The sequence below is a fragment of the Streptomyces yangpuensis genome, from assembly GCF_001005295.1.
GTDB lineage: Bacteria > Actinomycetota > Actinomycetes > Streptomycetales > Streptomycetaceae > Streptomyces > Streptomyces yangpuensis.
Genome location: NZ_LBMK01000003.1, coordinates 612,917 through 638,865 on the forward strand (window position 1 = coordinate 612,917; position 25,949 = coordinate 638,865).

Here is a 25,949-nt window from a genome sequence, read left to right on the forward strand (position 1 = left end):
CCGGACATGCTATTGGGCCACGGACAGGCTGGCGACGCGCGCGTCCCACGGCGCGACCACCGGCATGCTGGGCTGCCAGGCAGCGAACCCGTGGCGGACGCCGAAAGCCAGGAATTCCCGGAAGCGATCGATGGCATTCTCACCCAGGAAGACGTCGGTGCAGCCCTGGGAGAGCAATTCCCGGCGCACCCGGTCATTGTCTGACGGTGCAGTGGTGAGTTTGCCGCCCGCGACACAAGGAACGCTGATGCCGGCTCGCTTGAGCTCCGTCAGCACGACGCTGGTGCCGTAGTAGCCATGACCGTTGATGCTGGAAACCACAAGCAGATCCGGCTGAAAGTCGTTGACCTCCTTGACGACCAGGTCCGCGGGCGTGCAGCCGCCTAGATTGCGAACCTCTCCGCCATTCTCGGCAATGAACTTCTCCAGATAGATGAGGTTCCAGAAATGGGAGTCGGATTCGACAGTGGTCAGCAGGCAGCGAAAGGCTCTGCCTTCCCCAATGCTCATGGTACGGGCTTCCCCTCATGTGGAAAGTGCGAAACTGAGCGAACGTATCGTCAGCAACGAATGGAATGGAGCCGACCCCATCAAGCGCGACCGCGGAGATTCCCATTGATGGCTGCAGCCGGCGGCTGGACGTTGCCTAACTGTTCAATGCGCGATGGAAGGAGCGCATCGTCAGCGGGAGCAGGACGGCGGAGACTCCGCTCAGCGCGATCGCGGAAACCGCGATAAGCGATTGCGGCCCGAGACTGTTGCCGAGGCCGGCCAGCAGCAGTCCACCGAGCGGTGCCGCCAGGAGATTGATCATGTAGAACGGCCCCATGACCTTGCCCAGATGTTCCGGCGCGATCACCCTGATCCGCTGGGTGCGGTTGTAGACATTGAAGTAGGTCACCCCGACCATCGCCACGACAAAGGCCGGACCGTAGATCAGCAGCGACGGCGCGAAGCCGAGCACCACCAGACAGGCACACAGGATGGCGAGTCCGGCCACCCCGATCACCCTGACGTCGAAGAAGCGCAGCAGGAACGGGATGGCCAGCAGGTTGGCCAACCCGACCAGGCCGATACAGACATTCAGGAGAGCGAATGCCGATTCCGGGCCGTCGAACACGTCGGTCACCAACGCCGCATTGGCGCTGAGCGCCGTGCCGAAGACCAGGTTGATCGAGAAGTTCAGACCGGCCAGCAGGACCAACGGCCGGCTCCTGGCCAGAAGTTTCCAGCCCAGGCCGAGCTCGGCCATGGTTTCCCTCGCGGTGCCGGGCTTTGCGGCCCTCGGTCCGCGGGGTATCGGCAGCCAGCAGCAGGCAGCGGCCATGAACACCGCTGCCGCGACGCCGAGGAGCATGGTCTTGTCGAAGAACATCACGCCCAGCAGCGCGAGCGCGGGGCCGACGGCCATCGCCGAAACCTCCATGCTCTGGACCAGCCCCTGCGTTTTCGGCAGGTCTTCGCCCGTGGCCACCTGTGGCACGACCTTCTCGATCGCCATGTGAACCGGCGCCAGGAGCAGGGCGAGGAGCGCTCCGCAGGACATCAGGATCGGAGTCTGCCAGTCCGACAGCAGCAGGCAGCCGGCCAGGGCGAGGACGAGAACGACCGACCGGCCGGCGGTGACGACAGAGAACAGCCGGGGACCCCCGTCCCGGTCGGCCATCAACCCCGCGAACGGATATGCCAGCAACGCCGGAAGCCATTCGATGGCATAGGCGAGGCCCAGGAGGGCGACATCGTTCGTCTTCTGGAAGATGAGCAGGGGAAGGGCGAAGAGCACGACCTGTTCTGCCACAGCGCCCAGCAGGACCCCGGTCAGGAAGAGGGGGCGTTGCCGGTTGGTGCGCTTCGCCACCGGCGGAATCGGCGTGACGGTCTTTACTGGCGACGACATCTCTCCCCCTTCACACCGGAAGCAGACTGGTCTCAATGCGGAAGTTTTCAATGATGTGCTGAATGTCCGCCTCGACTTGCGCCTCGTCCCCGACGAGGATGTACCGCCCGCTGTGGATGGAGTCGTAACTGCCGTCCGGGTCCAGTACATCCCCCGGGCTGGGTACGAGTTCGCGCCAGACCGTCGGGACCGAGGCCTGCATCGAGGTCCGATGGAGCACCTTGGCAGGAAGCTGGTCAGGCTTGGGAATGATCAGCCAGCCACCGGACGGGTCCGACGTCTTGGCCGGTAGGGAAACGGGCTCTCCGCAGATCGCCTGCAGCCAGACCCAGCTCAAGTTGACGCCGAAGAGCCGGTTGATGAGATGCGGCACCTCGGCACCGCCGACCCGCCCGGCGATCTCCAGGAAGACGATCTCTTCGTCCTGGGTCACGAAGAGTTCCAGGTGAATCGCCATCGACCTCATGTTGAGCGCGGCGACACAGACCCGGGCGAACTCCTCGATTCTTTCCCTCAGCGCAGATTCCTGCACAACCACCGAACCGAGTGGTGCTCCCGACGTCTCGAACGCAAGGCAGTCGTTGATGTAGCGGGACACCACCTGGAAGGGCACCCGCGCCTCGTGGTCGGCGAATCCGTCCACGTGGTAGACGGTCCCATCGATCAGTTCTTCGATCTGGTAGTCGGCACTGTCGACGCTCGCCAGCCACGACCGGAGCGACGCTTCGTCCGCCACGCGGTGTACGCCCTTGCTGGCCGCCCCGGCGACTGGTTTGAGGATCAGGGGATAGCCGATGTCCCGGGCGATCCGTGTGGTTGTCTCCACATCCGCGCACGGGGCGAACCGAGGCACCCGGACACCCGAGTCGGCGAGGAGCTGCTTCATGGTCAGCTTGTTCCGATAGGTACTGACCTCCGCCGGGCGCGGACCGGGGATCTCCAGTTCCTCGCGGACCTGGGCAGCCACCTCCAGCAGATACTCCGACAACGCCACCAGCTGATCGACAGGTCCGACGCGGTCGGCTATTCCCCGTACGGCGGCACACACCGCGGCGAGATCTGTCAGATCTTCGAGAACGACGAAATCCGCGATGTGCGAACGATCGGCAAGGACTCCGGTAGCCCCTTCCGCGTCGACCACATAGCTGATCCGGTGCCGGTCATGGTCGAGATCCTCGAATCGCTCAAGTTCGTTGTCCCAGCGCCGTTCGTCGGAGAACCTGGGCCACCGGTTGAGAACCACGATGTGCATGGGGATCCATCTTTCAGTGAGTTGAGTTCAGCGGGCTTGAGCGAGCAGTCATGACTGCGGCTGCGCGTCACGCTCCAGCTCACGGATGAGGGGCACCACGTGGGTGAAGAAGGTCCTCATTTCCGGCCGGGTCGGCCAGCCGGAGAAGATGAACTCGCTGATGCCGGCGAGCTTGTACTGGAAGAGGTAGTCGGCCACCTCCTGGTAGCTACCGACCAGGCACAGCGCCGGGCCTCCGCGATAGGGGACGGCGCCGGTGTAGATGTAGGGCGAGAGCCACTTTCCGGAAGCCTGATCGGCGAGCCGGAAGGAGGACTTCACCGCTTCGGAGTCAACGTTCTTGACGAATTCGCGGATCCACGCCTCGTGTTCGACGTCGGGATCGCCCATCAGCTCGGCGAGTTCGGCCAGCGCCTCCTCGCGGGTCTCCCGGGCGAGCACATGCATCCGGGTGCCGACCCGGCAGCCCCCCTCGATCAACGGCAGGCTTGCCTGCCGCATCCCTTCCGGGGTGTCGCCGTAACGCATCCAGCAGTCGCCGTAGCTGAGGGCGGTCTGCTGCGCCACCTCCGAGGCACCGCTGATGTAGATCTCCGGACGCTTGCCGCCCTTGTAGCCGAGATGCAGTTCCGCGTCCTTGATCGTGTAGTGCTGCCCGTCAAAGGTCTGCGGGACCTCGCCCTCCCAGAATTCCCGGAGGATGTGGAGGAACTCACCTGCTCTGGCGTACCGCTGGTCGTGGTCCAGGAAATCACCGTAGCCGGCCTGCTCGGCCACCGAGATTCCGGCGACCACATTGAGGGAGAGGCGGTCGTCGGACATCCAGGAAAGGGTATTGACGATCTGCGTGAAGAGAGTCGGCGAAAGGAGCCCCGGGCGGTACGCGAGCATGAACTTGACCCGCTCCGTCTGCTGGGTGAGGGCCGCGATGATCGGCACCGGATCCGGCAGGTAGTGCCCGATTCCGAACAGGAGGCTGTCGACGCCGAGCTCCTCGGCCTCCTTGACGAAGTCGGTGATTTCGCCCATGTCCAGGGCGCCCAGCTTGTACTTTTCCGTGGGCTTGGCCTGACCGCCCCCGTCCGTCGGTACGTCCCAATGTATGCGCAGCGGTTCCACTGTTGTTCTCCTCATTCAGGAAGGTTTACGGGCTGGTCTCCGGCGGACCCGATGAGCAGCCCGCTGTTGGCCGAGCGGGCCTTGGGTGCGAGACGCGCCGGATCCGTGGAACCGGTCTGCTGATCCAGCCGGGCGTGTTCGCGCCGGACATGGGCGTCCACCTCGTCCAGTGGAACCAGCCACCGCCGGGCGGTGCCGTCCGGTTCGACGACCGACATCAACCCGGTTCCGTGCACGGCCTCGGCCATCACCCCGGCGCCGGCCAGGGCTTCGGCCACACCACGCTGGTCACCTGTGAACGCCAGGACGGGCTCGGCGGAGGGCACTGCCACGGCGACGAGTCCCGTCTCCCGCATCAGCGCGGCCACCTGGCCGGGATCGACACCGGTTGCGAGCCGGAAGACCTGGGCCTTCCGGTCACCGACCACCGCGGTCGTGCCCGCCCCCGGACCCACGACGGTTCCCCGGCCATCGCCCAGGGACCGGCACGCGATGGCAACGCCGTACCGCCTGGCCGCCGCCACCGACCCGCCGAACAGGACCTTGGCCCCGCTGTCCGACATCGCTTCGCACTGCGCGTAGGACAGCTCCGGCATCAGCCGAGCCGCGGGTTCGGTGTAGGGGTCGGTGGTGTACACACCGGGCACATCGGAGTAGATCTCACACTCGGTGACGCCGAGTGCCCCGGCGATGGCGACCGCGGTGAGGTCCGAGCTGTTGCGGCCGAGCATGGTGATGCGGCCATCGGGCCGTACCGCCTGGCCGCCGGCCAGCACGACGACCTGATGCTCGGTCAGCGCTTTGAGCACGGGCGCGGGGTCGATCGTGACGATCTTCGATCGGGTGGCGGTGTCATCACCGACAATGCCCAGCTGGTGCGCCCAGAGATCGATTGCCGTACTCCCCTGTGCGTGCAGGGCGGCCCGGAGCAGAGTGGCGCTCAGCATTTCGGCGGTGGCCAGCGCCTGGTCCTGCACCTCCGGCTTCAGGTCCGGATCAACCGCCAATGCCGCCTCAAGCAGACGTCCGGTGGAGCCGGACATCCCGCTCACCACGGCGATCACGCCGGTGCTGCCACCGTCGGTCATCTCGATCAGATGAGCAGCAACCCGGGCGTAGTCCGCCAGCTCCACGAAGGATGATCCGCCGAACTTGACGACACGCAGGTGCCCGGAGTCACGCGGCATCGTTCACCATCCTCGACGACGAGTTCGCTGCCTGCGTGCCCTCGGACGTGCGCCTCTTCTCGCCGCCGAGCCCCCATTCGGTGGGCTTCTCCTGGCTCAGAATCGTGAACACCCGGCCGATGGCGTCGCCCATCCCCCAGACGTCGGTGTACGCGGGCCACTTGGGGTGTCCGGCGTCGATGTCGTGCTGACGGGCGTACGCCGCGCGTACCCACTCCCGGGTCGAGGGCCGCCGGTGGTGGAAGTCGTGCTGGGCGAGATCGCCGGGTACGACGAGGACGCGAGCCGGGATGTGGTAGCAGACGAGGCGGGCGCTCCATCGCAGCCAGGCGCGGAAAGCGGCGGACCGGCCAAGGCCCTTCGGCGGCAGCGGATCACCGCAGAACCGTCCCCAGGAGTGCGACACATGGAAGGCCCGGCCGCTCAGGCTGCCGTCCTTGGCCTTGAACCAGGCGTGCTCGCTGAGGAACTCCAGCAGCGCGACAACCTGGTAGATCGGGACCATCGGGACGAGCACGGCGACGGTGAACTCCCACCACACCCCTTGCCAGGTCACCAGGCCGAGAACGCCGGCCAGGTAGGTGAACCCCATGACCCGTCGGTACGGCGCACAGCGGACGAGGTTCTGGGCCAGCCGGGTGTACAGGAACTCGCCGTGAAACCGCGGGGACACGATCATCAGGGCCAGCCGGCGCTTCAGCGCCCGGGTGGACATCCCGGGCCGGAAACCGAGCATGAGCAGGTGCTGGATGGTGGGGTCGGCGAGGGTCGCGAAGGTTTCCTTGCGATGGTGGAGATTGACGTGGTCCTCGTAGTACTGATCCGCGTCGTCGGTGCATACGAGCGTGGACAGCACCTGGTGGATCAGTCGGTCCTGCTTGATCCGACCGGTGAAACGGGTGTGGATGGCATGGTGCGCGATCACCGTCGAGCACACTCTCGCCGCGGACGCGGTGAGGCACCAGGACAAGGGCAGCAGCACGAGCGTCCAGAGCGGGCCCCATGCGACGATCCACCAGGCACTGCCGATACCGGCCGCGAGTGCGACGAAGTCGCAGAGCAGGTAGGTGACAGGGTTCAGACGCACCAGTGGCTGCTGGCCGGGGAGCGCCTTACCGGTGATCCACGTCCAGCCGTGTTGCGTCCACCGGGGGAAGCGCTGATAGGAAGCTCTGATCTCTTCCGAACGTACTGAGGATGTTGCCGTCATACGAGGATCCCTTCCTGCTCGTGACTACCGTCTTGGCGGCCGACGTGGGCACCGAGCGCTTCGGCGCTCACTTCGGCGAAGGCCGCGCCCAGGATGTCCAGGGCTTCCTGAGCCTCCCCGCGGCTGAGGTTCAGGGGCGGCAGGAACCGGGCGACACAGTCGTCCCGTCCTGCGAGCTCGAAGAGCAGTCCCCGGCGGAGCGCAGCCATCCGGACCCGGCCGGCGACTTCGCTCGCAGTCCAGCTGCCGACCGGGTTCAGCTCGACACCGAGCATCAGCCCGCGCCCCCGGACCTCGCCGATCATGGGGCCGATGGCGTGGTCCAGCTGCAGCGCATCCAGTCCCGCGCGGAGGAACTCCCCGGTCTCGAGCACATGCGCCAGCACCTCATCGCGCTCGACGATCCGCATGAGGGCGGCACCCGCGGCGAAGGCGAGCTGGTTGCCGCGGAAGGTTCCGGTGTGCGCGCCGGGCGCCCAGCCGTCCAGCCGCTCGTCGTAGATGATGACCGAAGCCGGGTGGCCGCCGCCCAGGGCCTTGGACGAGACGATGACGTCGGGTTCGATCCCGTACTGCTCGAAGGCGTACCACGTACCGGTCCGCCCGCAGCCGGTCTGTACCTCGTCGACCACCAGCGGGATGTTCCGCTCGCGCGTGATCCGGCGAAGCTCGGTGACGAACTCGGGCCGGGCCGGGACCACCCCTCCTTCGCCCTGAACCATCTCGAGCACCACAGCGGCCGGGAGGCGTACACCGCCGTTCGGATCAGCCAGCAGATTCTCCAGGTAGCGCACGCAGTTGACCTGGCAGCTGTCCGGGTTCAGAGCCAGCGGGCACTTGAAGCAGTACGAGTACGGGAAGAACGTCGTACCGGGCAGCAGATTGTGCAGGTGCTCCTTTGAGCCACGCAGCCCGGTGATCGCAAGCGTGCTCTGCGTGCTGCCGTGAAAGCCGCCGTGGAACGAGATCACATCCGCCCGCCCGGTCGCGGTCTTGCAGAGCTTCAGCGCAGCATCGATTCCGTCCGCACCGGTCGGCCCGCAGAAGTGAATCTTCATTCGGTCCCGCATCGCCTCGGGCAGCATCCCCAGGAGCCGGGTGGAGAACTCCGACTTCGCTTCGGTGGGGAAGTCGAGCATGTGGGAGGCGACGTTCAGCTGAGCCTGCGCGGCGGCGATCAGCTCGGGATTGCCGTGGCCGAGAGCGAGCACGCCGGCCCCGGACAGAAAGTCGAGAAACCGGTTTCCGTCGACGTCGTGCAGATAGGAACCCTGTCCGCCGGCGACCGCGATCGGCGTGTGCCGCGGATAGGTACGGGCCGAGGACTCATCCCGCTCCTGCTGCTCCAGCAACCGCCGCGAAGCGGGCCCCGGGAGACTGGTGACAACGGACGCACTCACGACGAATTCCTTTCGCCCCACTCAGGAGCCTGTTCCGACTGCTTGATGCCCTGGTCGAGAGGGGCGACGAATGCGAGGTGGAGCGGGTCGCGCGCCGCAATCCCGATGAGCCGTTCCGCTCTGCTTTGCGCTGTCACGGTTCGACGCTGAAGAGGTTCCGGCTGTGCGCCGCCGCCAGCTCCGCCACCCGCGCCTGGAATTCCTGGGAGTCGCCAGGACCGCGCCCGGGCTCGAAGCACTCGATGACGCCCTCGCGCCCCAGGTAGGAGGTCGGCGGGCGGGAGTGGTCGCCGGGCTTCGCCGTCACATAGAGCGCGCGCTCGGCCGGATCGAACCCCTGCGGCCGGTGTACACCGGTGATCGTGCCGCCGGCGGCCTTGAGGAAGCCGGTCGCCGCGATCCCTTGCGGCGTGTCGGGGATCGGCGGCAGCTCTTCGATCGTCCGGCGGTACGCCGCGATGTGCAGGTCGTACGGGCTGAAGCCGTACACCCGGTCGATAAGGTCCATGATGCCGTCGCCGCCAGGACGGGCCCCGACCTCGACCACGCTCAACTCGGCCCCGTTGACCAGGATCTCGACGTGGGCGATGCCGCGGTCGATGTGGAGCGCCTCGCATGCCTTGAGCGCGAGCTCGCGCAGTGCGGCGTTGCCGGTCTCCCGGCTCGGCACCAGCTGGCCGGTCTCGGCGAAGTACGGGGGTGCGCTCTTGTTCTTGTCGGTGACGGCCAGCACCGCGCGGCTGCCCTCGTAGTTGATGACTTCGACAGAGACCTCGTGCGTCGAGACGAAGAACTCCTCCACCTGGAAGCGTCCGTCAGTGAGATCGAAGGTCCCGGAGACCTCCATGAGCGAGGAACGGCAGTGCTCAAAGGCGTCGTCGAGTTCGTCCGCCGTGTCGACCCTGATGATCCCGACGCTCCCGGCGAAGTCCCTCGGCTTGAGCACCAGGGGGAACTCCAGCTCCGCGGCTATTGCCCGCAGCTCCTCAGCGGTGGAGAACAGCCGGTGCCGGGCGCAGGCAACGCCGGCTTCTTCGAACGCCACCTTCATCGTGTGCTTGTCCCGCGAGCGCCGGAGCGCTTCGTCGGAGAGCGCCGGCAACCCGTAGTGGTGGGCAATCGCCACCGAGGCGTGCAGGTTCATCTCGTAGATGGGGACCACCGCGTCCGGCTTCAGGCCGGTCTGCCGCTCGAATTCCTCCACTGCCTTCAGCGCGGGCTTGGCTTTGTAGCTGCTGGCCGGGAGGACGTGGTCGAAATACCGGTTCGCACCGGAAACGGGATCCTCCGTCATGCCGATCACCGGGCCGGGATAGGCACGCAGGGCGGCAACGATGGCTCGCTCACGCAACATCAGATCGGCACCGAGCAGCAGAAGGTACCGGTCCCCGTTGGCGTGGGCACGCTGCAAACTGAACATGGACTTCCTTAGCGCGTCGTCACCTTGATGTGGCGAGGTTGTCAGTGGCGGTTCCCGGAACGTTTCCCCTCTGGTACTCGGGGCTTCGGCGCAGTCGCGTGACGTCCGTTTCGTGATCACGCGAGGACGAGGGGGGCGGGTGGCGTCGCGGGCGTTGCTGCGGAGGGCGGCGGCGATGTCGGTGACGCCGGCGAGTTTCAGGGTGCCGACGGCCAGATTGCGCCATCGGTGTCCGCATTTCTGGTCATTTGAACTGCAGCTTCCGTCGCCGTCCGAGATGTAATGAGCTTTTCACCGACCGCTACCGATTGCCTTCCGCCGGGCTTCCGACCGTGCGGTATCGTCCCGAAGTGCAGGTCATCAGGCGGGGGCGGGAGTCCCGTATCCGTATACGGCGGACGGGATCAGGAGGGGGCTGCGTGGCATTCGAGTTCCGTGTTCTCGGGCCGATCACGGCATGGCGCGACGGACTCGCAGTCAGACTCAACGGGCGCAAGACGAGGTCGGTACTGGCCGCGCTGCTGCTGCGTGCCGAACACGTCGTCCCGGTGGAACGACTCGTCGCGATCCTGTGGGGGGAAGCGCCGCCGCCGACCGCCGTGGCCCAGATCCAGAAGTGCGTGTCCCAGCTGCGCGGAGAGCTGGGGCCGGAGCTGATCGTCCGGTCGGGCAACGGCTACCGCCTCCAGCTCGGCGAGCACCGGTTCGACCTGCAGGCCTTCGACCGGGCCGTCGCGGACGCGAGGGCGGCGCTCGCGCAGGACCGGCAGCTCGACGCGGTGGAGGCGTACTGCGCCGGCCTCGCCCAGTGGCGGGGGGAACCACTGGCCGACGGCACCGAGGAGCTGATCCGGACCGAGTCGCCGGCGCTGGAGGAACGCCGGATCGGCGTCGTCATGGAACGCATCGAGGCGGAGCTGTCCCTGGGCCGCCACGGCGAACTCGTCAGCGAACTCAAGGCGCTCGTCGGGGAACAGCCGCTGCGGGAGCGGCTGCGCGGTCAGCTGATGCTGGCGCTCTACCGCTGCGGGCGGGTGGCCGACGCCCTCGCCGTCTACCAGGCCGGGCGCACCCTGATCGCCGAGGAGCTCGGCCTGGAGCCGGGGAGCGAGCTCCAGCGGCTCCACGAGGCGATCCTGGTCGGAGGTCCCGCTCTCGACCTGCCCCGCAAGGAGCCCGACGAGGTGCCCGAGCGCGTCTGGTCCCCGATCGCCGCCGTCGTACCGGCCCAGCTCCCGCCGTCCATAGCCGACTTCACCGGACGCGCCGACCAGGTCAGCCGCATCCGCGAGACGCTGACGACGGGCGACAAGGAGTCACTGGCGCTCGTCGCCCTCTCGGGGAAGGGCGGGGTCGGCAAGTCCACCCTCGCGGTGCAGGCCGCCCGCCGGGTGGCCGACCAGTTCCCCGACGGACAGCTGTACATACGTCTGCGCACGGCCGACACGCGGCCGCTCGACCCGCTGGTGGCGCTCAGACGCTTCCTGCGCGCGCTCGGCGTCGGGGAGGAGGGCATACCGGACGACCTGGAGGAGTGCAGCGAACTCTTCCGCAGCCGGACCGCCTCCTCGCGCATGCTCATCCTGCTCGACGACGCCGTCAGCGAGGCGCAGGTGAGACCGCTGCTCCCGGGCTCACCCGGCTGCGTCGTGCTGATCACGAGCCGGCCGCGGCTCAGCGGCCTGGAGTCCGCCACCCACGTCGACCTCGACGTGTTCAACGCGGAGGAGTCCGGCGCCCTGATCGAACGGATCGCCGGCCGGGACCACGTCATCGGCGACGAGGCCACCACGGCGGAGATCGCCCGGCTGTGCGGCTATCTGCCCCTGGCCGTCCGGATCGCCGCCGCGCGGCTCGCCCAGCACTCCCGGGGCGGCATCACCCGGTTCGCCCGCCGCCTCGCCGACGAGCGGCGGCGCCTGGACGTGCTGGTCTCCGGCGACCTGGAGGTACGGGCCACCCTGGAGACCGGCTACGAGGAGCTGGAGCCGCGCGAGCGCGAGGCGTTCTGCCTGCTGGGCCTGATCGACACACCGGACTTCGCGTCGTGGTTACTGGCCCCCTTGCTGGGCATCACCATCGACGAGGCCGAGGACCTGATCGAGGAACTCGTCAGCACCCAGCTGCTCGACGTCATCGGATGCGACGCCGCCGGACAGACCCGCTACCGGTACCACAACCTGGTCCGCCTCTACGCCAGGGAGCGGGCCCAGGCCGAGTACTCGCAGGCGCAGTGCCGCGAGGCCCTGGCCAGGGTGCTGGACGGGTGGCTCACGCTGTCCACCACGGCGGCGCAGCGCATCACCGGTGCACGGGTCCGGGAATGGCCGGCGGCCGCGGGGGGTGCGACGAAGCGCTACGACGGATTCGACCGCTCCGACGTCGACTACATCGTCGAGGACCCCTACCTCTGGTTCGAGGCCGAGCGCCCGGGCCTGGCCTCCGCGATCGCGATGGCCTGCTCGAACGGGTTCGGCCGGATCGCCTGGGAACTGGCCGACAGCACCACCGACTTCCTGGAGATGCGCCACCACTACGACGACTGGGAGGCCGGCCACCGGCTCGCCCTGGCGGCGGCCGAGGCCGACGGCGACGCCGCCGGTGTCGGCGTCATGTCCCTGCGGCTGGCGCGGCTGCGGTGCATCCGCCGGGACCCCGGGGCCGGCCTGGAGCTCGTGGACCGGGCGGACGCCGCCTTCGAGGAGCTGGGCTTCACCGCGCTGCGCAGCGAGTGCCTGGTGGTCCGGGCGGGAGCGCTGCGGGCACTGGGCCGGACGGGACCCGCCCTCACCGAGGTGAGCCGGGCCGTCGAGGCGGCGCTGGCCTCCGGGAGCCCGCTCGAACAGGCGGTGGCCGCCCGCGAACTGGGCACGATCCGTTACGAGCAGGGACGCTGGGAGCTGTCGTCGGACGCCTTCCAGGAGGCGGTCCGGCTCAGCGGTCTGGCCGGCAACCGGCGCGAGGAGGCCCTCGCGCTGCGCCACTGGGCCGTCGTACTGCGCCACCGCGGGGAGCTCCAGGAGGCGAGGGAGAAGGCGGAGACGGCCCTCGCGGCCTTCCACGAGCTGGGGGACCGCCCCTACGAGGCGTTCAGCGGCCTCACCCTGGGGCTGAGCCTGCTGGAGCTGCGCGACCCCTCGGCCCGGCGGTTCATCGAGGAGGGGCACGCCGTCCTGCGGGACATGAACCTGGAGTTCGGTATGGGCGAACTCTTCTACGTGCTGGCCTCCCTGGAATTCGCCGACGGCCACATCGACCGGGCCGTCGAGCGGCTGACCCAGTCCATCCGGCTGCTGGGGGCGGAGCCGGTCCACCACGTGCTGCTCTCCGCCGTCGAGCTGCTGGGCCAGGCGCTGGACTCCGAGGACCCGGCCGCGGGCCGGGTGCTGCGCCTGGAACTCGCCGAGCTGGCCGCATGTGTCGGCACTCCCGCGCCGGCCCACTGCCTCGACTCGATCCTCGCCCAGGTTGCACACAGAGTCACCGGAAGGAATCCGGTAGTGACTCTGCCTAGAGTTCCCGTTCTGCAACCGATCCACTGACGACGGAAACGGACGGGAACCATCGTGAAGAAGACCACCATCCACGTCGACCCACGCGCGATGGCGGAGAGCAAGAGATCAGGCACGGACGTCATCGGTGTGCGCAGGCCTCTTGCGGTGGAAGGACACTGAGACAGACCTGGGGGCTGCTCCGCACATGCGTGTGACTCTGGTGAACATGCCGTGGGCGTCGTTGGACACGCCGTCCCTCGCGCTGGGGATCCTGCATTCCATCGGCCGCTCCCACGGGGCGGAGGTGGAGACGGTGAACGCCAACCTGGACTACTTCGACTGGGCGGCGGAAGCGATCGGACTGCAGGTCGAGGACTACGAGTTCTTCGCCAGTCACGCGTACTTCGAAGGCTACGGGGACTGGGTGTTCTCCAGCGCCCTCCACGGCGTTCCGCAGTGGCGGGTGCGTGAGTTCGAGGAGCAGATGGCGCCCGGCCTCGGCCCGCACCTGCGGGACGTGTGCCTGGCCCTGCACGAGGCGTCCGCACGGTTCGTCGAGGAACTGGCCGGGAGGATCGCCGACACCGGCCCGGACCTGGTGGGCTTCACCACCACGTTCCAGCAGAACACGGCCGCCCTGGCCACGGCCGCGGCGGTCAAGAGGCTGTCGCCGGGCACCGCCACGGTGCTCGGCGGCGCCAACTGCGACGGACCGCAGGGGGCGGCCCTGTACCGCAACTTCCCCGCCGTCGACTACGTGGTGCGCGGCGAGGCGGAGCGGGCGTTCCCCGCACTGCTCGGCGTGGTCCGCGGCGAGGTGGAGCCGGGGACGGTCCCCGGGCTGTGCTGGCGCGGCGACGACGGTGCGCACCGGGCGAACGACATGCCCCGGTTCCCGCTCCCGCCCGCCGAGTTGAAGCAGCCGGACTACCAGCCGTACTTCACCCGGGTGCAGAGTTCCGCGGCCCGTTCCCGGATCGAGCCGAAACTGGTCCTGGAAGGGTCCCGCGGCTGTTGGTGGGGCGAGAAGCACCACTGCACGTTCTGCGGGCTCAACGGAACGTCGATGGCTTTCCGCAGCAAGGCCCCCGAGACGTTCCTGAACGAGATCGTGGAGCAGACCCGGCAGCACCAGGTGCTCGACATCATGGTCGTCGACAACATCCTCGACATGGGATACCTGCGCAGCGTGCTGCCCGCCCTGATCGACCTCGACTACGATCTGCGCTTCCACTACGAGATCAAGTCCAACCTCCGTCACCGGCATCTGAAGACGCTCGCCGACGCCGGTCTGGTGCAGGTGCAGCCCGGCATCGAGAGCCTCAGCAGCAGGGTGCTGCGCCTGATGGACAAGGGCGTCACCGGCTGTCAGAACGTGCGCCACCTGCGGGACGCCCAGTCCGCGGGCCTGTGGGCCACATGGAACTACCTCTACGGGTTCCCCGGTGAGAAGGAACGCGACTACACCGAGGTGATCCGGCAGTTTCCCGCCCTCGCCCACCTCACCCCGCCGGACGGCGTCACCCGCATCGAGATCGAGAGGTTCAGCCCCTACTTCGACCGGCCGGAGCTGGGCTTCGCGCAGCTGCGGCCTGCCTCCCACTACGGCGTGGTGTACGACCTGCCGGAGGCGGAGCTGTACGACCTGGCCTACCTCTTCGACGCCCCGCACGCCGGCATCGGCGAAACCGTCGCGAAGGAACTCGGCGCCGCCGTCGAGCGGTGGCGCGACCAGTACCTCCACAGCAGCCTGACCCGCTACGACATCGGATCGAGAATCGTGCTGACCAACCGGCGGGAAGACTTCGACTGGACGACGAGGACCATCACGGACCCGGTCGAGGTGGCCGCGTTCCGGCTCCTGGAGGACCCGCGCAGCGTCCAGTCGCTGACCCACCGGCTCAGCGCCCGGTTCACCGCCAGCGTCTCCCCGGCCCGGGTCGCCGAACTGCTCGCGGAGTGGGGCGAGGCCGGGCTCCTCTTCGAGGACGCCGGCCGGTACGTCCATGTCGTGCCCCTGGGCACCAACGCGGAGCTGACCCGCCTGGGCGGCTCGGCCCCCGACCTGACCCGGGACTTCGCCCGGGCACCCGGCCCCGCCCAGGGCCCCGGGGCCGCCTCGTGATCACCGCCCGTAAACCGGCGATCGACCTCTGGCGGGACTACCGCGACCACGCGCGGACACTCCCGGGCATGCACCTCGGCAGCATCACCGTCGCCGAAGCCTCCGTGGACGCAGCGCACACCGCCCGTGAGCTGTACCGCACGGGCCTGCGCAGAGCCGAGTTCAGCGCCCTCGTCGACCTGTCCGCCACGGCCGAACCGGCCGGCGCCGTACGGGTCCTGGACCTGGTCCGGGAGCTGACCGCCTGGGGCGTCGTCGTCGACTGGCGGGTGCGGCTGCCCGACGCGGGGGCCTGCCGGACCGGCCCGTCGGCGTACACGCTCAGCCACCTCTACCCGCCGGNCTGGCGGGTGCGGCTGCCCGACGCGGGGGCCTGCCGGACCGGCCCGTCGGCGTACACGCTCAGCCACCTCTACCCGCCGGCCCGGGTCGAGGGGCCGGCCGACGCGGCCGAGCTCCGGTCGGCCTGGGCCGAGGGCTTCTTCCTGGGCAAGTGCCTCGTCCGGAAGGGGCCGGGCTTCCTGGAGATCCGCGACCACCGGCCCGGCGTGCTGAACCGGATCGTCATCGACGAACCGGACTACCTCGCCGCCGTGCAGGCGGTGCGGGCGGACCCGTCGGCCGACGGTGTCGCCCCCGCCGTCCGGGCCGACCTCGCCGCGGAGTCCCTCCTGCTCGCCGTCGGCGACCTCTGGTGGTGGGCCCCCCACCGGCCGCACCGCTGGCCGCAGCCGCCCTTCCGGGTCTGACCCGGGGGCCGGAGCGTCCCGGCGGCTCAGAACACGGGGAGGGCGGTGAGCGTCGTGCCGTCCAGGAGGAACACCCGGTTCGCGTCGGCCGTGATCCAGTACCGGTCGGGGTTCTTGATGATGCGGAAGACCCACGACGTCCGGTTGCCCTCCGAGAGGTCGACGACGTTGATGCCGCCCTCCGTCCTGTTGACGGTGACGGACCACAGGCCGTTGCCCTGCACGACGAGCGGGCTGGGCGGGTCGCACTCGAACAGGCCCTGGAAGACCCAGTCCGTTCCGCGGCCGGTGCGCAGGTCGTAGCGCAGGGGAACGGTCAGGGCGCTCGCGTACAGATGATCGCCGTGAATGGTCGGCGGCCCCCAGAAGAACGGTGTTCCGTTCGGCGGCTCGGGGTTTTCGGCCGTCCAGAGCTCCTTGCCGTCGACGACGTCGAGGACGGTGAGGTTCTTGCCGGTCACGCACAGGCTGCGGCCCGAGACGGCGGCCGTGGCCCGGCCGTCGTCGGACTGCTTGCGGCGGTCCCACACCCTGCGGCCGTCGGCCGTGTCGAGGGCGACGACGGACCCGTCCGCCGCCGTGACGACGAGCCGGCCCTGGGCCACCAGGCCGCGGGAGGCGGCGTTCTTGCCGAGGCCCGCGTCGATACCGGCGGTCCAGCGGATCCGGGCGTCAAAGCGGCCGATGCTGCGCACCCGACCGTCCTTGGTGATCACGTAGACGGCCTCGTCGTCCGCGGCGAGGAGGGAAGCGGCCTCGGCGGGCGATGTCCACTTCGGCTCGCCGGTCGAGGCGACGAAGGTCATGAGGGTGCCGTCGTGGCCGGCGGCGGCCACCAGCCGGTCGGAGAGGGACAGGTAGCGGCCGGCGGCCGCCACCTCTCCGGCCGACCAGCGGAGCGTGCCGTCGACGACGCTGCGCGCGGCGATGCCGCCCTTCGGTGCCCCGACGATGACGACGTCCCGTACGGGCAGGGGCGCGGGCGTGGCGTCCGAGACAGCCGAGGGGACGCTCCACAGCGGTGCGGGAGTCTCCCCCAGGACGTAGTCGCCCTTCTTCATGTCGAAGAGCTTGCCCTGCGGAGTTTTCACGGCTGCGGGGATGTCGAAGGGGCCGGACTGGCGGCTCCACCACGCAGCCGTGCCGCCGCCGGCCGCCAGTACGGACCCGCCGGCGACGAGACCCGTCAGCAGGCGGCGACGTGACACGGAACGCGGTGCGACCCCGCCCGGCACGGTGGTCAGCCGGGCCAGGCCGTGTTCGCGCGTCGTGATGTCCTGCGCGATCGCTCCCTTCAGCCAGAGGCGGTCGGCGCCCCGGGGCGGGGCGGACGACCGCGCGATCTGGTCCGGGAGGGGCCGCGCCGCCGCGTCCTTGGCGAGACACGGGCCGATCAGCGGCCGGAGTGCGGGCGGTACGCGGTCCAGGCGCGGCTCGCCGTGGACGACCTCGTACTGCACGGCCGCGATGTGCGAACCCTCGTAGGCGTGGTGCCCGCTCGCCGCGAACACCAGGACCGCGCCGAGGGAGAAGACGTCCGCCGCCGGGCCGACGCGCTGCCCGAGGACCTGCTCGGGCGCGCCGTAGCCGGGGGTGACCGGGACCTGGCCGGTGGCGGTGAGGGTGAGACCGTGTTCGGGGCGGGCGATGCCGAAGTCGATGACGCGCGGGCCCGCCGCGGTGAGCACGATGTTGGCGGGCTTCAGGTCCCGGTGGACGAGGCCGGCGGCGTGGATGTCGCGCAACGCCCCCGCGAGGGCCGCCGCCAGGGCCCGTACGGTCGGCTCGTCGAAGGGGCCGTGGGCGCGTACGGCGTCGGCGAGCGTCGGCCCGGTCAGGAACTCGGTCGCTATCCACGGCCGTCCGCCCTCCGTCCGGGCGTCCAGGACCCGGGCCACGGATCCGCTCTCGACGGCCCGGGCCACCTGGGCCTCGCGGACGAAGCGCCGGCCGAGGTCCGGATCGTGCGCCAGGTGGGGGTGCAGCACCTTCACCGCGGCCGCCCGGCCCTCGCCGTCCTGGCCGACGTAGACCTTTCCCATACCGCCTTCGCCGAGGACGGCGAGGATGCGGTACGGGCCCAGGCGGATCGGGTCTCCGGATTCGAGGGGCTTCATGGCGTGTGCGGCTTTCTGTGAAGTGCTCAGGCGAGGGGGTACGCGGCGACGTATTCGCCGCCGATCGCGATGAGCCGCCCGGCCGACGCGTCGGCGAAGTACCGGGCCCGGGCGGCCTTGAACGGGTGGCTGACGGCGCCGGTCCGGATGTCGGTGGCCACCAGCCCCGACGAGGCCCCGGCGTAGGTGTACACGTACGAGATCCCGACGGCGGGCGGGGTGGCGAGGTCCTCGGGGCCCACCGCGCGGCTCTTCTCCGCCCAGCGCAGGGCGCCGCTCACGGCGTCGAGGGCGACGAGGCCGCGGTTCTCCTCGACCGCGTACACCACGCCGTCCTGGACGGCCGGGGGACCGAACCGGGCCTTCGGGGTCAGGCCCTCGAAGCGCCAGACCGGCTTGCCGTCGGCGAGGCCGAGGGCGACGAGTTCACCGGCCCCCGGGTACACGTGCCGGTCGTCCACCGCCAGGTGGGCCCGGTTCAGGACCGGCTGCGCGCCTTGGAGCGGCTTGTCCCACAGCGCCCTGCCCGTCCGGGCGTCGTGGACGACGAGGCGCGGTTCGGCGTCCGCGGACTGCTGGACGAGGACCAGGTGCTTGCCCACGGCCCGGGCGGACAGGAAGTGCAGGTGCGGGGAGGCGGCCGGGCGTGCGGGCAGCGGCACCTCCCAGAGCCTGCCGCCGGAGCGGGTGTCGACCTTCAGCAGGAACCACGTCTGGTCCTTGCCGAAGCCGTCGCGGGCGTGCGTGCCGCGGCCCCCGGCCAGGTAGACGGCTTCGGCCGTCGCGCAGAGCAGCTGGGTGCCGTAGAGGATCGCCCGCAGGTCCTTGAGCTCGCTGAAGGGGGCGTTGAGCTTGCCGGTGGCCGTGTCGACCGTGGAGACGCGGAGCGGGTCGGCCTCGTCGAGGGTGTAGTCGGCGGCGTAGACCTTCGTGCCGTCGGTGGTGGTGCGACGCATGAAGTAGACGTCGGGGTCGGCCCACTTGGCCGCTCCCGTCGCGGGGTCCAGGCCTTTGACGCCGTACTCGCCGACGAGGAGGAGCCCGTTCAGGAGCAGCGGCGCGGGCGGGATCCGTGGGTCGGCGTAGCTGACGGGCTCCTGCCAGAGGAGGTCCCACGCGGGGTCCTTGGAGGGGGCTGGGGGCTTCGCGGTGGTGGAGTCCTCGCGGTCGAGCCAGGCCCAGGCGCCGGCTCCGACGGCGGCCGCCCCGAGGAGGGACCCGCCGCCGAGGGTGAGGAGCCTGCGGCGGGAGAGGCCGGACGGGGGCGGGGGCGTGCTGCTCGGGAGCGGCGGGGTGAGGGTGTGCTCCGGAGGGGCCGGCAGCCGCGGGGGCGGGGCGTTCCAGACACCGCCGACGCGGCGGGCTATCTCCATGAGCAGCGGCTGGGGCAGGTGCCCGGCGAAGGAGCCCCCGTCCTGCCCGGGGTGCAGGAGGGCGGCGAGGCCGGAGGTGGTGGGGCGGCCGGCGGGGTCCTTGCCGAGGCAGCGCGTCAGGACGGGGACGAGGGCGGCGGGGACTCCGGTCAGGTCGGGGTCGGCGTGGCGGACCCGGTACATGAGGTCGGCGTGGCGCCCGCTGCCGAAGGGACCGTGGCCGGAGGCGGCGTAGGTGAGGACGCCGCCGAGGGCGAACACGTCGCCCGCGGAGGTGTGCTCCAGTCCGGTCGCCTGCTCGGGGGACATGAAGGCGGGCGTGCCCGCGGCGGTGCCGGTGTGGGTGAGGTGGTCGTCGCCGAGGGCGCGGGCGATGCCGAAGTCGATGACCTTGGGGCCGTCGGCCGTGATCATCACGTTGGAGGGCTTGAGGTCGCGGTGGACGACGTCCGAGGCGTGGAGCTGGGCCAGGGCCGCGCACAGCAGGGCGCCGAGGGCGCGTACGGCCGGCTCGGGGAGCGGTCCGGCGAGGGAGACGGCCTCGTCGAGGGGCGGGCCGAGCACGTACTCGGTGGCCAGCCATGGGGTTTCGGCGAGCGGATCGGCGTCGAAGACGCGGGCGCCGTGGACAGGACCCATGACGCGGGCCGCGTCCACCTCCAGGCGGAAGCGGGTGCGGACGGCCGGGTCGGCGGCGATGTGGGCGTGCATCGTCTTCAGCGCCACGGTCCGGCCGGTGGCGGAGCGGGCGAGGTAGACGGTGCCCATGCCGCCGCTGCCGAGGCGGGCGACGAGGCGGTGGCCCCCGAGGGTGTGCGGGTCGTCGTGCGTGAGGGGGAGGAGCGGGGTCAGCGGGGTGAGTGGGGTCAGCGGGGTCAGCATCAGTGGCCGGTCCAGGGAGCGGGAAAGTGGAGCTCGGCCGCGAGGACCCGCGCCGACTGGTGCGCGAGGGCGACGACGACGGGCGCCGGCAGGGGCATCGGGCCGGCCGGCTCCGGGTGCGGGACGAGCTGGTGCGCCTGCGGGCGGCGCTCGGGATCGCGGGAGAGGCACGCCGTGACGGGTTCGCGGAGGAAGGAGGGCAGCTCGGCGCGTTCGGGGACGGTGTGGCCGGTCGCGGCGTAGGCGAGCACCGCCCCCAGGGCGTACACGTCGCCCGGCGGGCGGGGCCGCCCGCCGGCCGCCTGCTCCGGGGCGAGGCAGCCGGAGTCGAGGCCCGGCAGGCCGCTGCGCGGCTCGCCGTCGGGAGCCGCGGCCCGTACCGCGCCGAAGCCGCTCAGGAGGGGCCCGTCGGCGGTGAGCAGGACGGCGGCGGGGGACAGGCCGGCGTGCGGGACGCCCTGCGCGTGCGCGGTGGCCAGCGTCCGGGCGAGGGCCGCGCCCAGGGCCCGTACGACCGGGTCGGGCAGCGGCCCGCCGTGCGCCCGCAGGGCGTCGGGGAGCGGGAGGGCGGGAACGTACGGGCCCGCGCACCAGGGCAGCTCCGCCCCGCCGCCGCCGACCTCGCCGACCGGCAGGAACCCCGGTACGGAGAGCCGCCGGGCCCCCTCGGCCTCGATGGCCCAGCGGGTGGGGTCGACGCCGGGGCGGGGAAGCCGGGCGAGGAGGGTACGGTCGCCGTCCGGGCTCCGGACGATGAACCGCCGCTCGGCGGAGCCGTGTTCGTTCTGGTCGTCGAGCCGTCCCAGCACGGTGTGGGGTCCGGTGCGCCGAGGGTCGTCGAGACGTGTCGCATCCACCCGCGAGCCCCCTCCTCATCCGTATGGATCTCCGTCAACCCTACTCAAGCGCCCGACCCCGGCTGCGTGGGGAATTCGCCGCACCCAGTGCGGCCGTGGGGGCGGGCGGCTACTCGGGCCGACCTGCAGGGGCAGGTGACGTACTCAGGTGGGGTATCCGCTCCGCCATGGACTTGAACTCCGGCTTGCGGGCGGTGAGATACTCGCCCAGCGCGGCCGCGACCGGCCCCATCGCCTTCTGCGTCGCCACAAAAGCCGAACCAGGCGCCGGCCCCCCACCCGGAGCCAGCGGACCCTGCGGAGTCATCCCAGCCTGCGAGTCCGGCACCGCCGTCCCCGCCGCCTGAGCCGCCTCCGACATCGCCGCCGCCACCTGCGCCTCACACGCAGCGATCACCGGCTCCAGTTGCCCGATCACCGCCAGCGACGCGTTCAGCTCCTTCGCGATCCCGTCCGCACGCAGCTTGAACGAATCGAACGCGACCTTGCCCTGCCCCTGCTCAGTACGGGCGCACGACCCGCGAGGTCGTCAGGGAGGGAGGTGCCCCCGGATGGGGACTACGCGTCGAACTCGCCGCGCCAGGCGAAGTCGAGGAGGGCTTCGGGGAGGTACTCGGTCTCGACCTCGAACGGGAGGCCGTTGGCCTTCGCCAGGCAGGCGATCGCCAGAGGGCCGAGGGCGACGATGCCCAGGATGTTCTGCCGGCGGTCTTCGTCAGCGGTCCAGTATTCCTTGTGCCAGCGGACGGCATCGGCAAGGGCCTCGTTGAAGCCGGCGGCGTCGTTGCGCAGGTAGCGGTACAGCATCATGATCGGCGGGTAGCGGAGCTTGCTCATCGTCTCCGCGTCTATGACGCGGGCCTGCTCGGGAGCGCTCAGGTCCACGGCGCGCACCAGGTGCGTGCCCACATCGTCACGGCGGAGCCAGAAGCTCTGGAGGGTCTCCACCCAGGCATAGGTGTACTCGTCCAGGGCGCCGCCGAAGTCGCGCAGCAGGGAGACCGGAATCCGCGACAGCATGTCGAGGCGGGCTGCCTCGCGGCAGACGATCGCGAGGTAGAAGGCGTTGAGCCAGGTGTTCGCGTTGAGGTAGGTCTGCGGCCCGGTGGTCGCGAGGTGGCGCTCTTCCTGCCGGATCTTGCAGGTGACCGTCTCCCGGTCGGGGTCGACGGCGGCGAAGACGGCGGAGTGCACCTGCATCGCCAGCAGCCAGGACTCCCACGTCTCCAGCATGACGGCGCCCGGATCCCCGACACAGCGCACGAAGGCGACGTTCAGCGACCTCATGACCGCGCCCGACCTGGAGTTGTGCGAGGTCTCGATCTCCTCCAGCGAATAGGACAGCGAACCCTCCATGGAGGGAACCACCGCCGCCATCTCGTCCTTCGGATAGTCCTGGCGCGGCACGATCACGGACCCTGTCTCCTTTGTCAGATCTTGAAGAATTCGAGGACGGCCCCAGCGTACTGAGTGCCGCCATCCTTGGCCTTCACCATGGCGTACTCCAGGTTTCCGCTGTCCAGAGCCTTTGTGAGTTCATCCGCCAGGTCCGAGTTCTTCCAGACCTTTCCCGAGGGGTCGGTCACCTTCAGGTTCGGCCGGAGTTCCATTTCGGCGATGATGGTGCGCAGGTACGGCTCGGTGCCCTGCTTCACCATGAAGCCCTCGGCCGGGCCGACTCCCTTGCGCCAGAGCAGGCTGGAAGACGGTGCTTTCGCCTCGATGATCATCAGCTTGCCGTCCGGACGACGGTACAGCTGGTCGAACATGTTGGCGCCGTTGGGCGTCTTCGGCAGTGGCTGCTCCACCGACCCGGGGAACCTCTCCGGGACCACATGCAGCCGTGCCGCGTCCTCGCCCAGTCGTTCCGAGAACGACGTGTTGTTGGAGGTGTTCTCGCCCCACCTCGGGGTCATGCGCGTGTCGAAACGCGCCTGTGCCTTGGCCAGTTCGTCCAGCGTATCGGCGGTGGGTCCGTTCTTGTGCGCGCGCTCGGCGTTGGCGAGGTCAACCGAGACCTTGCGGTCCCGTGCGACGTCGTCGAGGTGGTCGATCTGGGGGTGTGTCTCGTCGCGGAGGAACGGATCCTTGCCGAACTTGGTCTCGGAACCGGCGGACGGGAGGCTGTTTTTGGAGATCCAGGACCCGTCGCTGTCCTTCGCCAGGATCGGCAGCTCGACGCCGTCGATCTTGGTTTGAACGCTGTGACGGTGTCCGTCCACCCGGTAGTACTGGCTGAACCAGGTCTTGTCGTCGTTTGCCTTCTGTACGAACTCGTCCTGCTTGGCCTTGACCTGCTCCGGCGTCAGCTGCTGTCCGGCCGCAGGGGGGGTCGGCTGGCCGTCGTGACTGCCTGCCGGGGTCGTCCCGCCGTCCGCGCCTCGGGCCGCGTCGTCGCCCAGGGCAGGGATGCCGTCGTAGCCGGGGCCATGGCCGCCCAGCGGGTTGTGGGTGCCGCCCGTGCCGCCCGGGCCGTCGCCGTGGGTGGCTCCGGTGCCGGGGCCGTCCGCGTGCGTGCCGGCCGTGGACGGGGTGTCCGCGTGCGTGGCGGGCGTGCTCGGGGTGTCCGGGCGGCCGCCGCCCGGGTTGTTGAGGTCGCCCCGCGGCATGTTGTCCGGGGCGTGACCGCCCGGCGTGTTGTCGACGCCGCGAGGGCCGTTGTCCAGGGTGTGGAGCGGGCCGTCCATGTTGGAGCCGAGGTTGATGCCGTTGTCGCCGCCGCGGCCGCCGACGCTGGCGAGTTCGCGCTCCGGGACCCTGGCGGTGGACGGGGTGTCGACCTTCGGTGTCTCGACGCCGGGGACGTTGGCGCCCGGCTCCTTCGGGGCGTCCTTGCCGGCCTGGGAGAGCGAGCCGTCCGCCTCGTAGATGTTGCCCTTGGGGTCCATGAACTGCCCGGGACCGTCGCCGGGCAGCTTGACCGTGCCCGGCGGGAAGGTCGTGGTGCCCTCGGGCAGCTTGATGCTGCCGTCGGAGAGTATGTGAGCGCCGTCCGGGACGGCTGTGCCCGTGGGGAGTTTGATCGCCCCGTCGGGGAGATGAATCGCTCCTTCGGGGAGGGCGACCGCCCCGTCCAGGTTGATGTCCGGGACCTCGAACTTGCCCATGCCCTTCAGACCGGCCATCACGTCGCCGATCTTCGAGAAGCCCGCGCCCGCGCCCTTGAAGATGTACGTCATCGGGTCGATGGCGTGGCCGGCCTTGCCCGCGAAGGAGAGGGTCTTGGCGACCGCGCCCGCCTTGCCCGCGCCCGCGGCTGCGCCGCCCGCGCCGCCCGTGAAGATCGTGGTCACGACGTTGAAGGTGACCGCGCCCGCCGCCCGCGACGGGTTCGAGCCCCACTGGTCCCACGCCAGCAGCGCCTTGCCCGTCTCCTTCATCGCCGTACGGGAGTCCCGCAGCCAGGACGGCAGCTTGTCGTCCGGCGCGGACAGGAACAGCGGGCCGGCACCGGGGATCGACAGGATCGCCAGGCCGGTGCCCAGCTTGGCCAGGCCCGTCCACGACTGCTTGAAGACGTCCCAGCCCTGCAGGCCGACGAGGCCGCCCAGGCCCTTCAGGGTGCCCCACACGCCGTCGACGACGACGCCCTTGCCGAACTCCCAGGCGTGCTCCCACACCTGCCACGCGGGGATGGACTCCTCGACCGCGTCGCCCCAGGGCAGGGACTTGGACTGCTTCATCGCCTCGGCGTCGTAGCCGTACATGTCCTTGGCGTTGGAGCCGTCGTTGACGCGCAGCGGCTTGCCGCCGACCAGCGCGACGATCTTCGCGTGGGCAGCGCGTTCCACTTCCTGGAACTCGGCCCACACCTCGGCGATCTTGTTGCGGCGTTCGAGGTTCTCGTCGATCAGATCGCCGTCCTCACGCCACTTGTCCTCCTTGGAGACCTTCGTGCGGAAGGCTTCCGCCTCCGCCTTCAGACTCTCCAGTTTCTTGACGACGGGTGCGGCGTCACGCGAGTACGTGCCCAGGGCGCCGGCGATGGTGCACATGTCGGAGCTGAGCTTCAGGCCCAGGTCGGAGACCGGTTTCGTCGTCGCGAAGAGCTGGTCCGCCTCGGGCGCCTGGTAGAACGCCTGCAGGCCACCGAAGCTGGTGTGGACGTCGGACGCCTTCGTCGAGACGGCCGCCCCGCCCGACGAGATCTCCTTCACCTTCGCGTCGAGAGTCGCCAGGTTCCCCGTGAAGACCGGCACCTCTGCCGGATCGACCGGCGCGTCCCCGCTCACTTCTTCCCCCCGGTCTTCTCACGCAGGATGTCGAGGTTGACGGACTTCGCCGCGTCCTGGGCGGCCTTCGCCTGGTCCAGGTCGCCCTCCAGGTACTCGTTCGTCGCCGCGACCGCGCCGAGGATGCACGCCTCGATCCGCTCCGCCATCGACTTGAACTCGGGTTTGCGGGCGGTGAGGTACTCGCCGAGGGCAGCCGCGACCGGCCCCATCGCCTTCTGCGACAGGGGCGGCGCCCCCACCGGCACCGGGCCCTGCAGTTTCGTCTCCGCCTGCGAGCCCGGCACCGCCGTCCCCGCCGCCTGAGCCGCTTCCGACATGGCCGTGAGCAGGGCGTTCAAGGCCTTCTCCAGCTCACCGGCGTTCCCGCCGACGGTCTTCAACTGGCCCTGCACACCCTGCGGCTTGATGTCCCATGACGTCATGGACGACCCACCCCCGTGAATCCGGCTGCCCTACTGTCCCGCTGTCCCGCTGTCCCGCCGACCGGCTGAAACGATCCTGCTCAGCCGATGTTGTCGACCGCGGCCTTCGCGCGCTGGAGCGTCTGCCGCGCGGTCGCGTCGTTCTTCTCCAGCGTCGTGTTCAGCAGCTGGATGATGTTCTTGACCTCCTGCGAGGCGTTCTTCCACCGC

18 protein-coding genes and 1 pseudogene are annotated in these 25,949 nt (G+C 69.9%); 4 read left to right on the plus strand and 15 right to left on the minus strand.

What is annotated here, in order from left to right; all coding sequences use genetic code 11:
- Positions 1–9: 9 nt before the first annotated feature.
- The 8 genes from AAT21_RS18110 to AAT21_RS18145 form a co-directional block, all read right to left on the minus strand.
- Entirely contained in the window at positions 10–510 is a 501-nt protein-coding gene (locus tag AAT21_RS18110) for a cobalamin-dependent protein (protein WP_046777879.1), read from the minus strand.
- Between the two features lie 136 nt (positions 511–646).
- A complete protein-coding gene (locus tag AAT21_RS18115) occupies positions 647–1,897 on the minus strand; it encodes an MFS transporter (protein WP_052757857.1) in 1,251 nt (416 codons plus the stop codon).
- A gap of 10 nt (positions 1,898–1,907) precedes the next feature.
- The gene (locus AAT21_RS18120; protein ID WP_046777881.1) at positions 1,908–3,149 is read right to left on the minus strand and encodes an ATP-grasp domain-containing protein; all 1,242 of its coding nucleotides are present in this window, start codon (positions 3,147–3,149) and stop codon (positions 1,908–1,910) included.
- A gap of 48 nt (positions 3,150–3,197) precedes the next feature.
- The gene (locus AAT21_RS18125) at positions 3,198–4,268 is read right to left on the minus strand and encodes an LLM class flavin-dependent oxidoreductase (RefSeq protein ID WP_235438922.1); all 1,071 of its coding nucleotides are present in this window, start codon (positions 4,266–4,268) and stop codon (positions 3,198–3,200) included.
- Positions 4,269–4,279: 11 nt separating this feature from the next.
- A complete protein-coding gene (locus tag AAT21_RS34535) occupies positions 4,280–5,455 on the minus strand; it encodes an amino acid kinase family protein (RefSeq protein WP_052757858.1) in 1,176 nt (391 codons plus the stop codon).
- Positions 5,445–6,542: a fatty acid desaturase gene (locus AAT21_RS18135; RefSeq protein WP_052757859.1), complete on the minus strand. Its 1,098-nt coding sequence runs from the start codon at positions 6,540–6,542 to the stop codon at positions 5,445–5,447. Before AAT21_RS18135 ends, AAT21_RS34535 begins: the two co-directional genes overlap by 11 nt.
- A gap of 119 nt (positions 6,543–6,661) precedes the next feature.
- On the minus strand, positions 6,662–8,017 hold the full coding sequence (locus AAT21_RS18140; RefSeq protein ID WP_200904416.1) for a diaminobutyrate--2-oxoglutarate transaminase family protein: 1,356 nt from the start codon (positions 8,015–8,017) through the stop codon (positions 6,662–6,664).
- A 181-nt stretch (positions 8,018–8,198) separates the two neighbouring features.
- Entirely contained in the window at positions 8,199–9,485 is a 1,287-nt protein-coding gene (locus AAT21_RS18145; RefSeq protein ID WP_046777884.1) for an ATP-grasp domain-containing protein, read from the minus strand.
- A 419-nt stretch (positions 9,486–9,904) separates the two neighbouring features.
- On the opposite strand from AAT21_RS18145, the gene AAT21_RS39720 reads away from it, so the two are divergent.
- From AAT21_RS39720 to AAT21_RS40035, 4 genes and pseudogenes are all read left to right on the plus strand, one after another.
- Positions 9,905–13,027, plus strand: coding sequence for an AfsR/SARP family transcriptional regulator (locus AAT21_RS39720; protein ID WP_052757861.1), 3,123 nt, complete (start codon positions 9,905–9,907; stop codon positions 13,025–13,027).
- Between the two features lie 157 nt (positions 13,028–13,184).
- Positions 13,185–15,104 carry a RiPP maturation radical SAM C-methyltransferase gene (locus AAT21_RS18155; protein WP_063838116.1) on the plus strand — a complete coding sequence of 640 codons (1,920 nt, stop codon included), beginning with the start codon at positions 13,185–13,187 and terminating at the stop codon, positions 15,102–15,104.
- Positions 15,105–15,172: 68 nt separating this feature from the next.
- Positions 15,173–15,446 (plus strand): DUF5825 family protein (locus AAT21_RS40030; protein WP_412180328.1); only part of this gene is annotated, 274 nt, incomplete at its 3' end.
- 1 nt (position 15,447) lies between these two features.
- Positions 15,448–15,853: pseudogene (locus AAT21_RS40035) on the plus strand (DUF5825 family protein); the annotation flags it as partial.
- Between the two features lie 26 nt (positions 15,854–15,879).
- Here the strand turns inward: AAT21_RS40035 and AAT21_RS18165 are convergent.
- From AAT21_RS18165 to AAT21_RS18195, 7 genes are all read right to left on the minus strand, one after another.
- Positions 15,880–17,970, minus strand: coding sequence for a protein kinase domain-containing protein (locus AAT21_RS18165; protein ID WP_046777886.1), 2,091 nt, complete (start codon positions 17,968–17,970; stop codon positions 15,880–15,882).
- Positions 17,971–17,996: 26 nt separating this feature from the next.
- Positions 17,997–20,225 carry a protein kinase domain-containing protein gene (locus AAT21_RS18170; RefSeq protein WP_079025777.1) on the minus strand — a complete coding sequence of 743 codons (2,229 nt, stop codon included), beginning with the start codon at positions 20,223–20,225 and terminating at the stop codon, positions 17,997–17,999.
- Positions 20,225–21,082: a protein kinase family protein gene (locus AAT21_RS18175; protein ID WP_046777887.1), complete on the minus strand. Its 858-nt coding sequence runs from the start codon at positions 21,080–21,082 to the stop codon at positions 20,225–20,227. Before AAT21_RS18175 ends, AAT21_RS18170 begins: the two co-directional genes overlap by 1 nt.
- A 109-nt stretch (positions 21,083–21,191) precedes the next feature.
- On the minus strand, positions 21,192–21,332 hold the full coding sequence (locus AAT21_RS38380) for a hypothetical protein (protein WP_200904417.1): 141 nt from the start codon (positions 21,330–21,332) through the stop codon (positions 21,192–21,194).
- Positions 21,333–21,640: 308 nt separating this feature from the next.
- Entirely contained in the window at positions 21,641–22,495 is an 855-nt protein-coding gene (locus AAT21_RS18185) for an immunity 49 family protein (protein ID WP_063838117.1), read from the minus strand.
- Between the two features lie 17 nt (positions 22,496–22,512).
- The gene (locus AAT21_RS18190; protein ID WP_046777888.1) at positions 22,513–25,314 is read right to left on the minus strand and encodes a hypothetical protein; all 2,802 of its coding nucleotides are present in this window, start codon (positions 25,312–25,314) and stop codon (positions 22,513–22,515) included.
- Entirely contained in the window at positions 25,311–25,739 is a 429-nt protein-coding gene (locus AAT21_RS18195; RefSeq protein ID WP_046777889.1) for a DUF6507 family protein, read from the minus strand. The genes AAT21_RS18190 and AAT21_RS18195 overlap by 4 nt, the downstream gene beginning before the upstream one ends.
- Between the last annotated feature and the right edge of the window lie 210 nt (positions 25,740–25,949).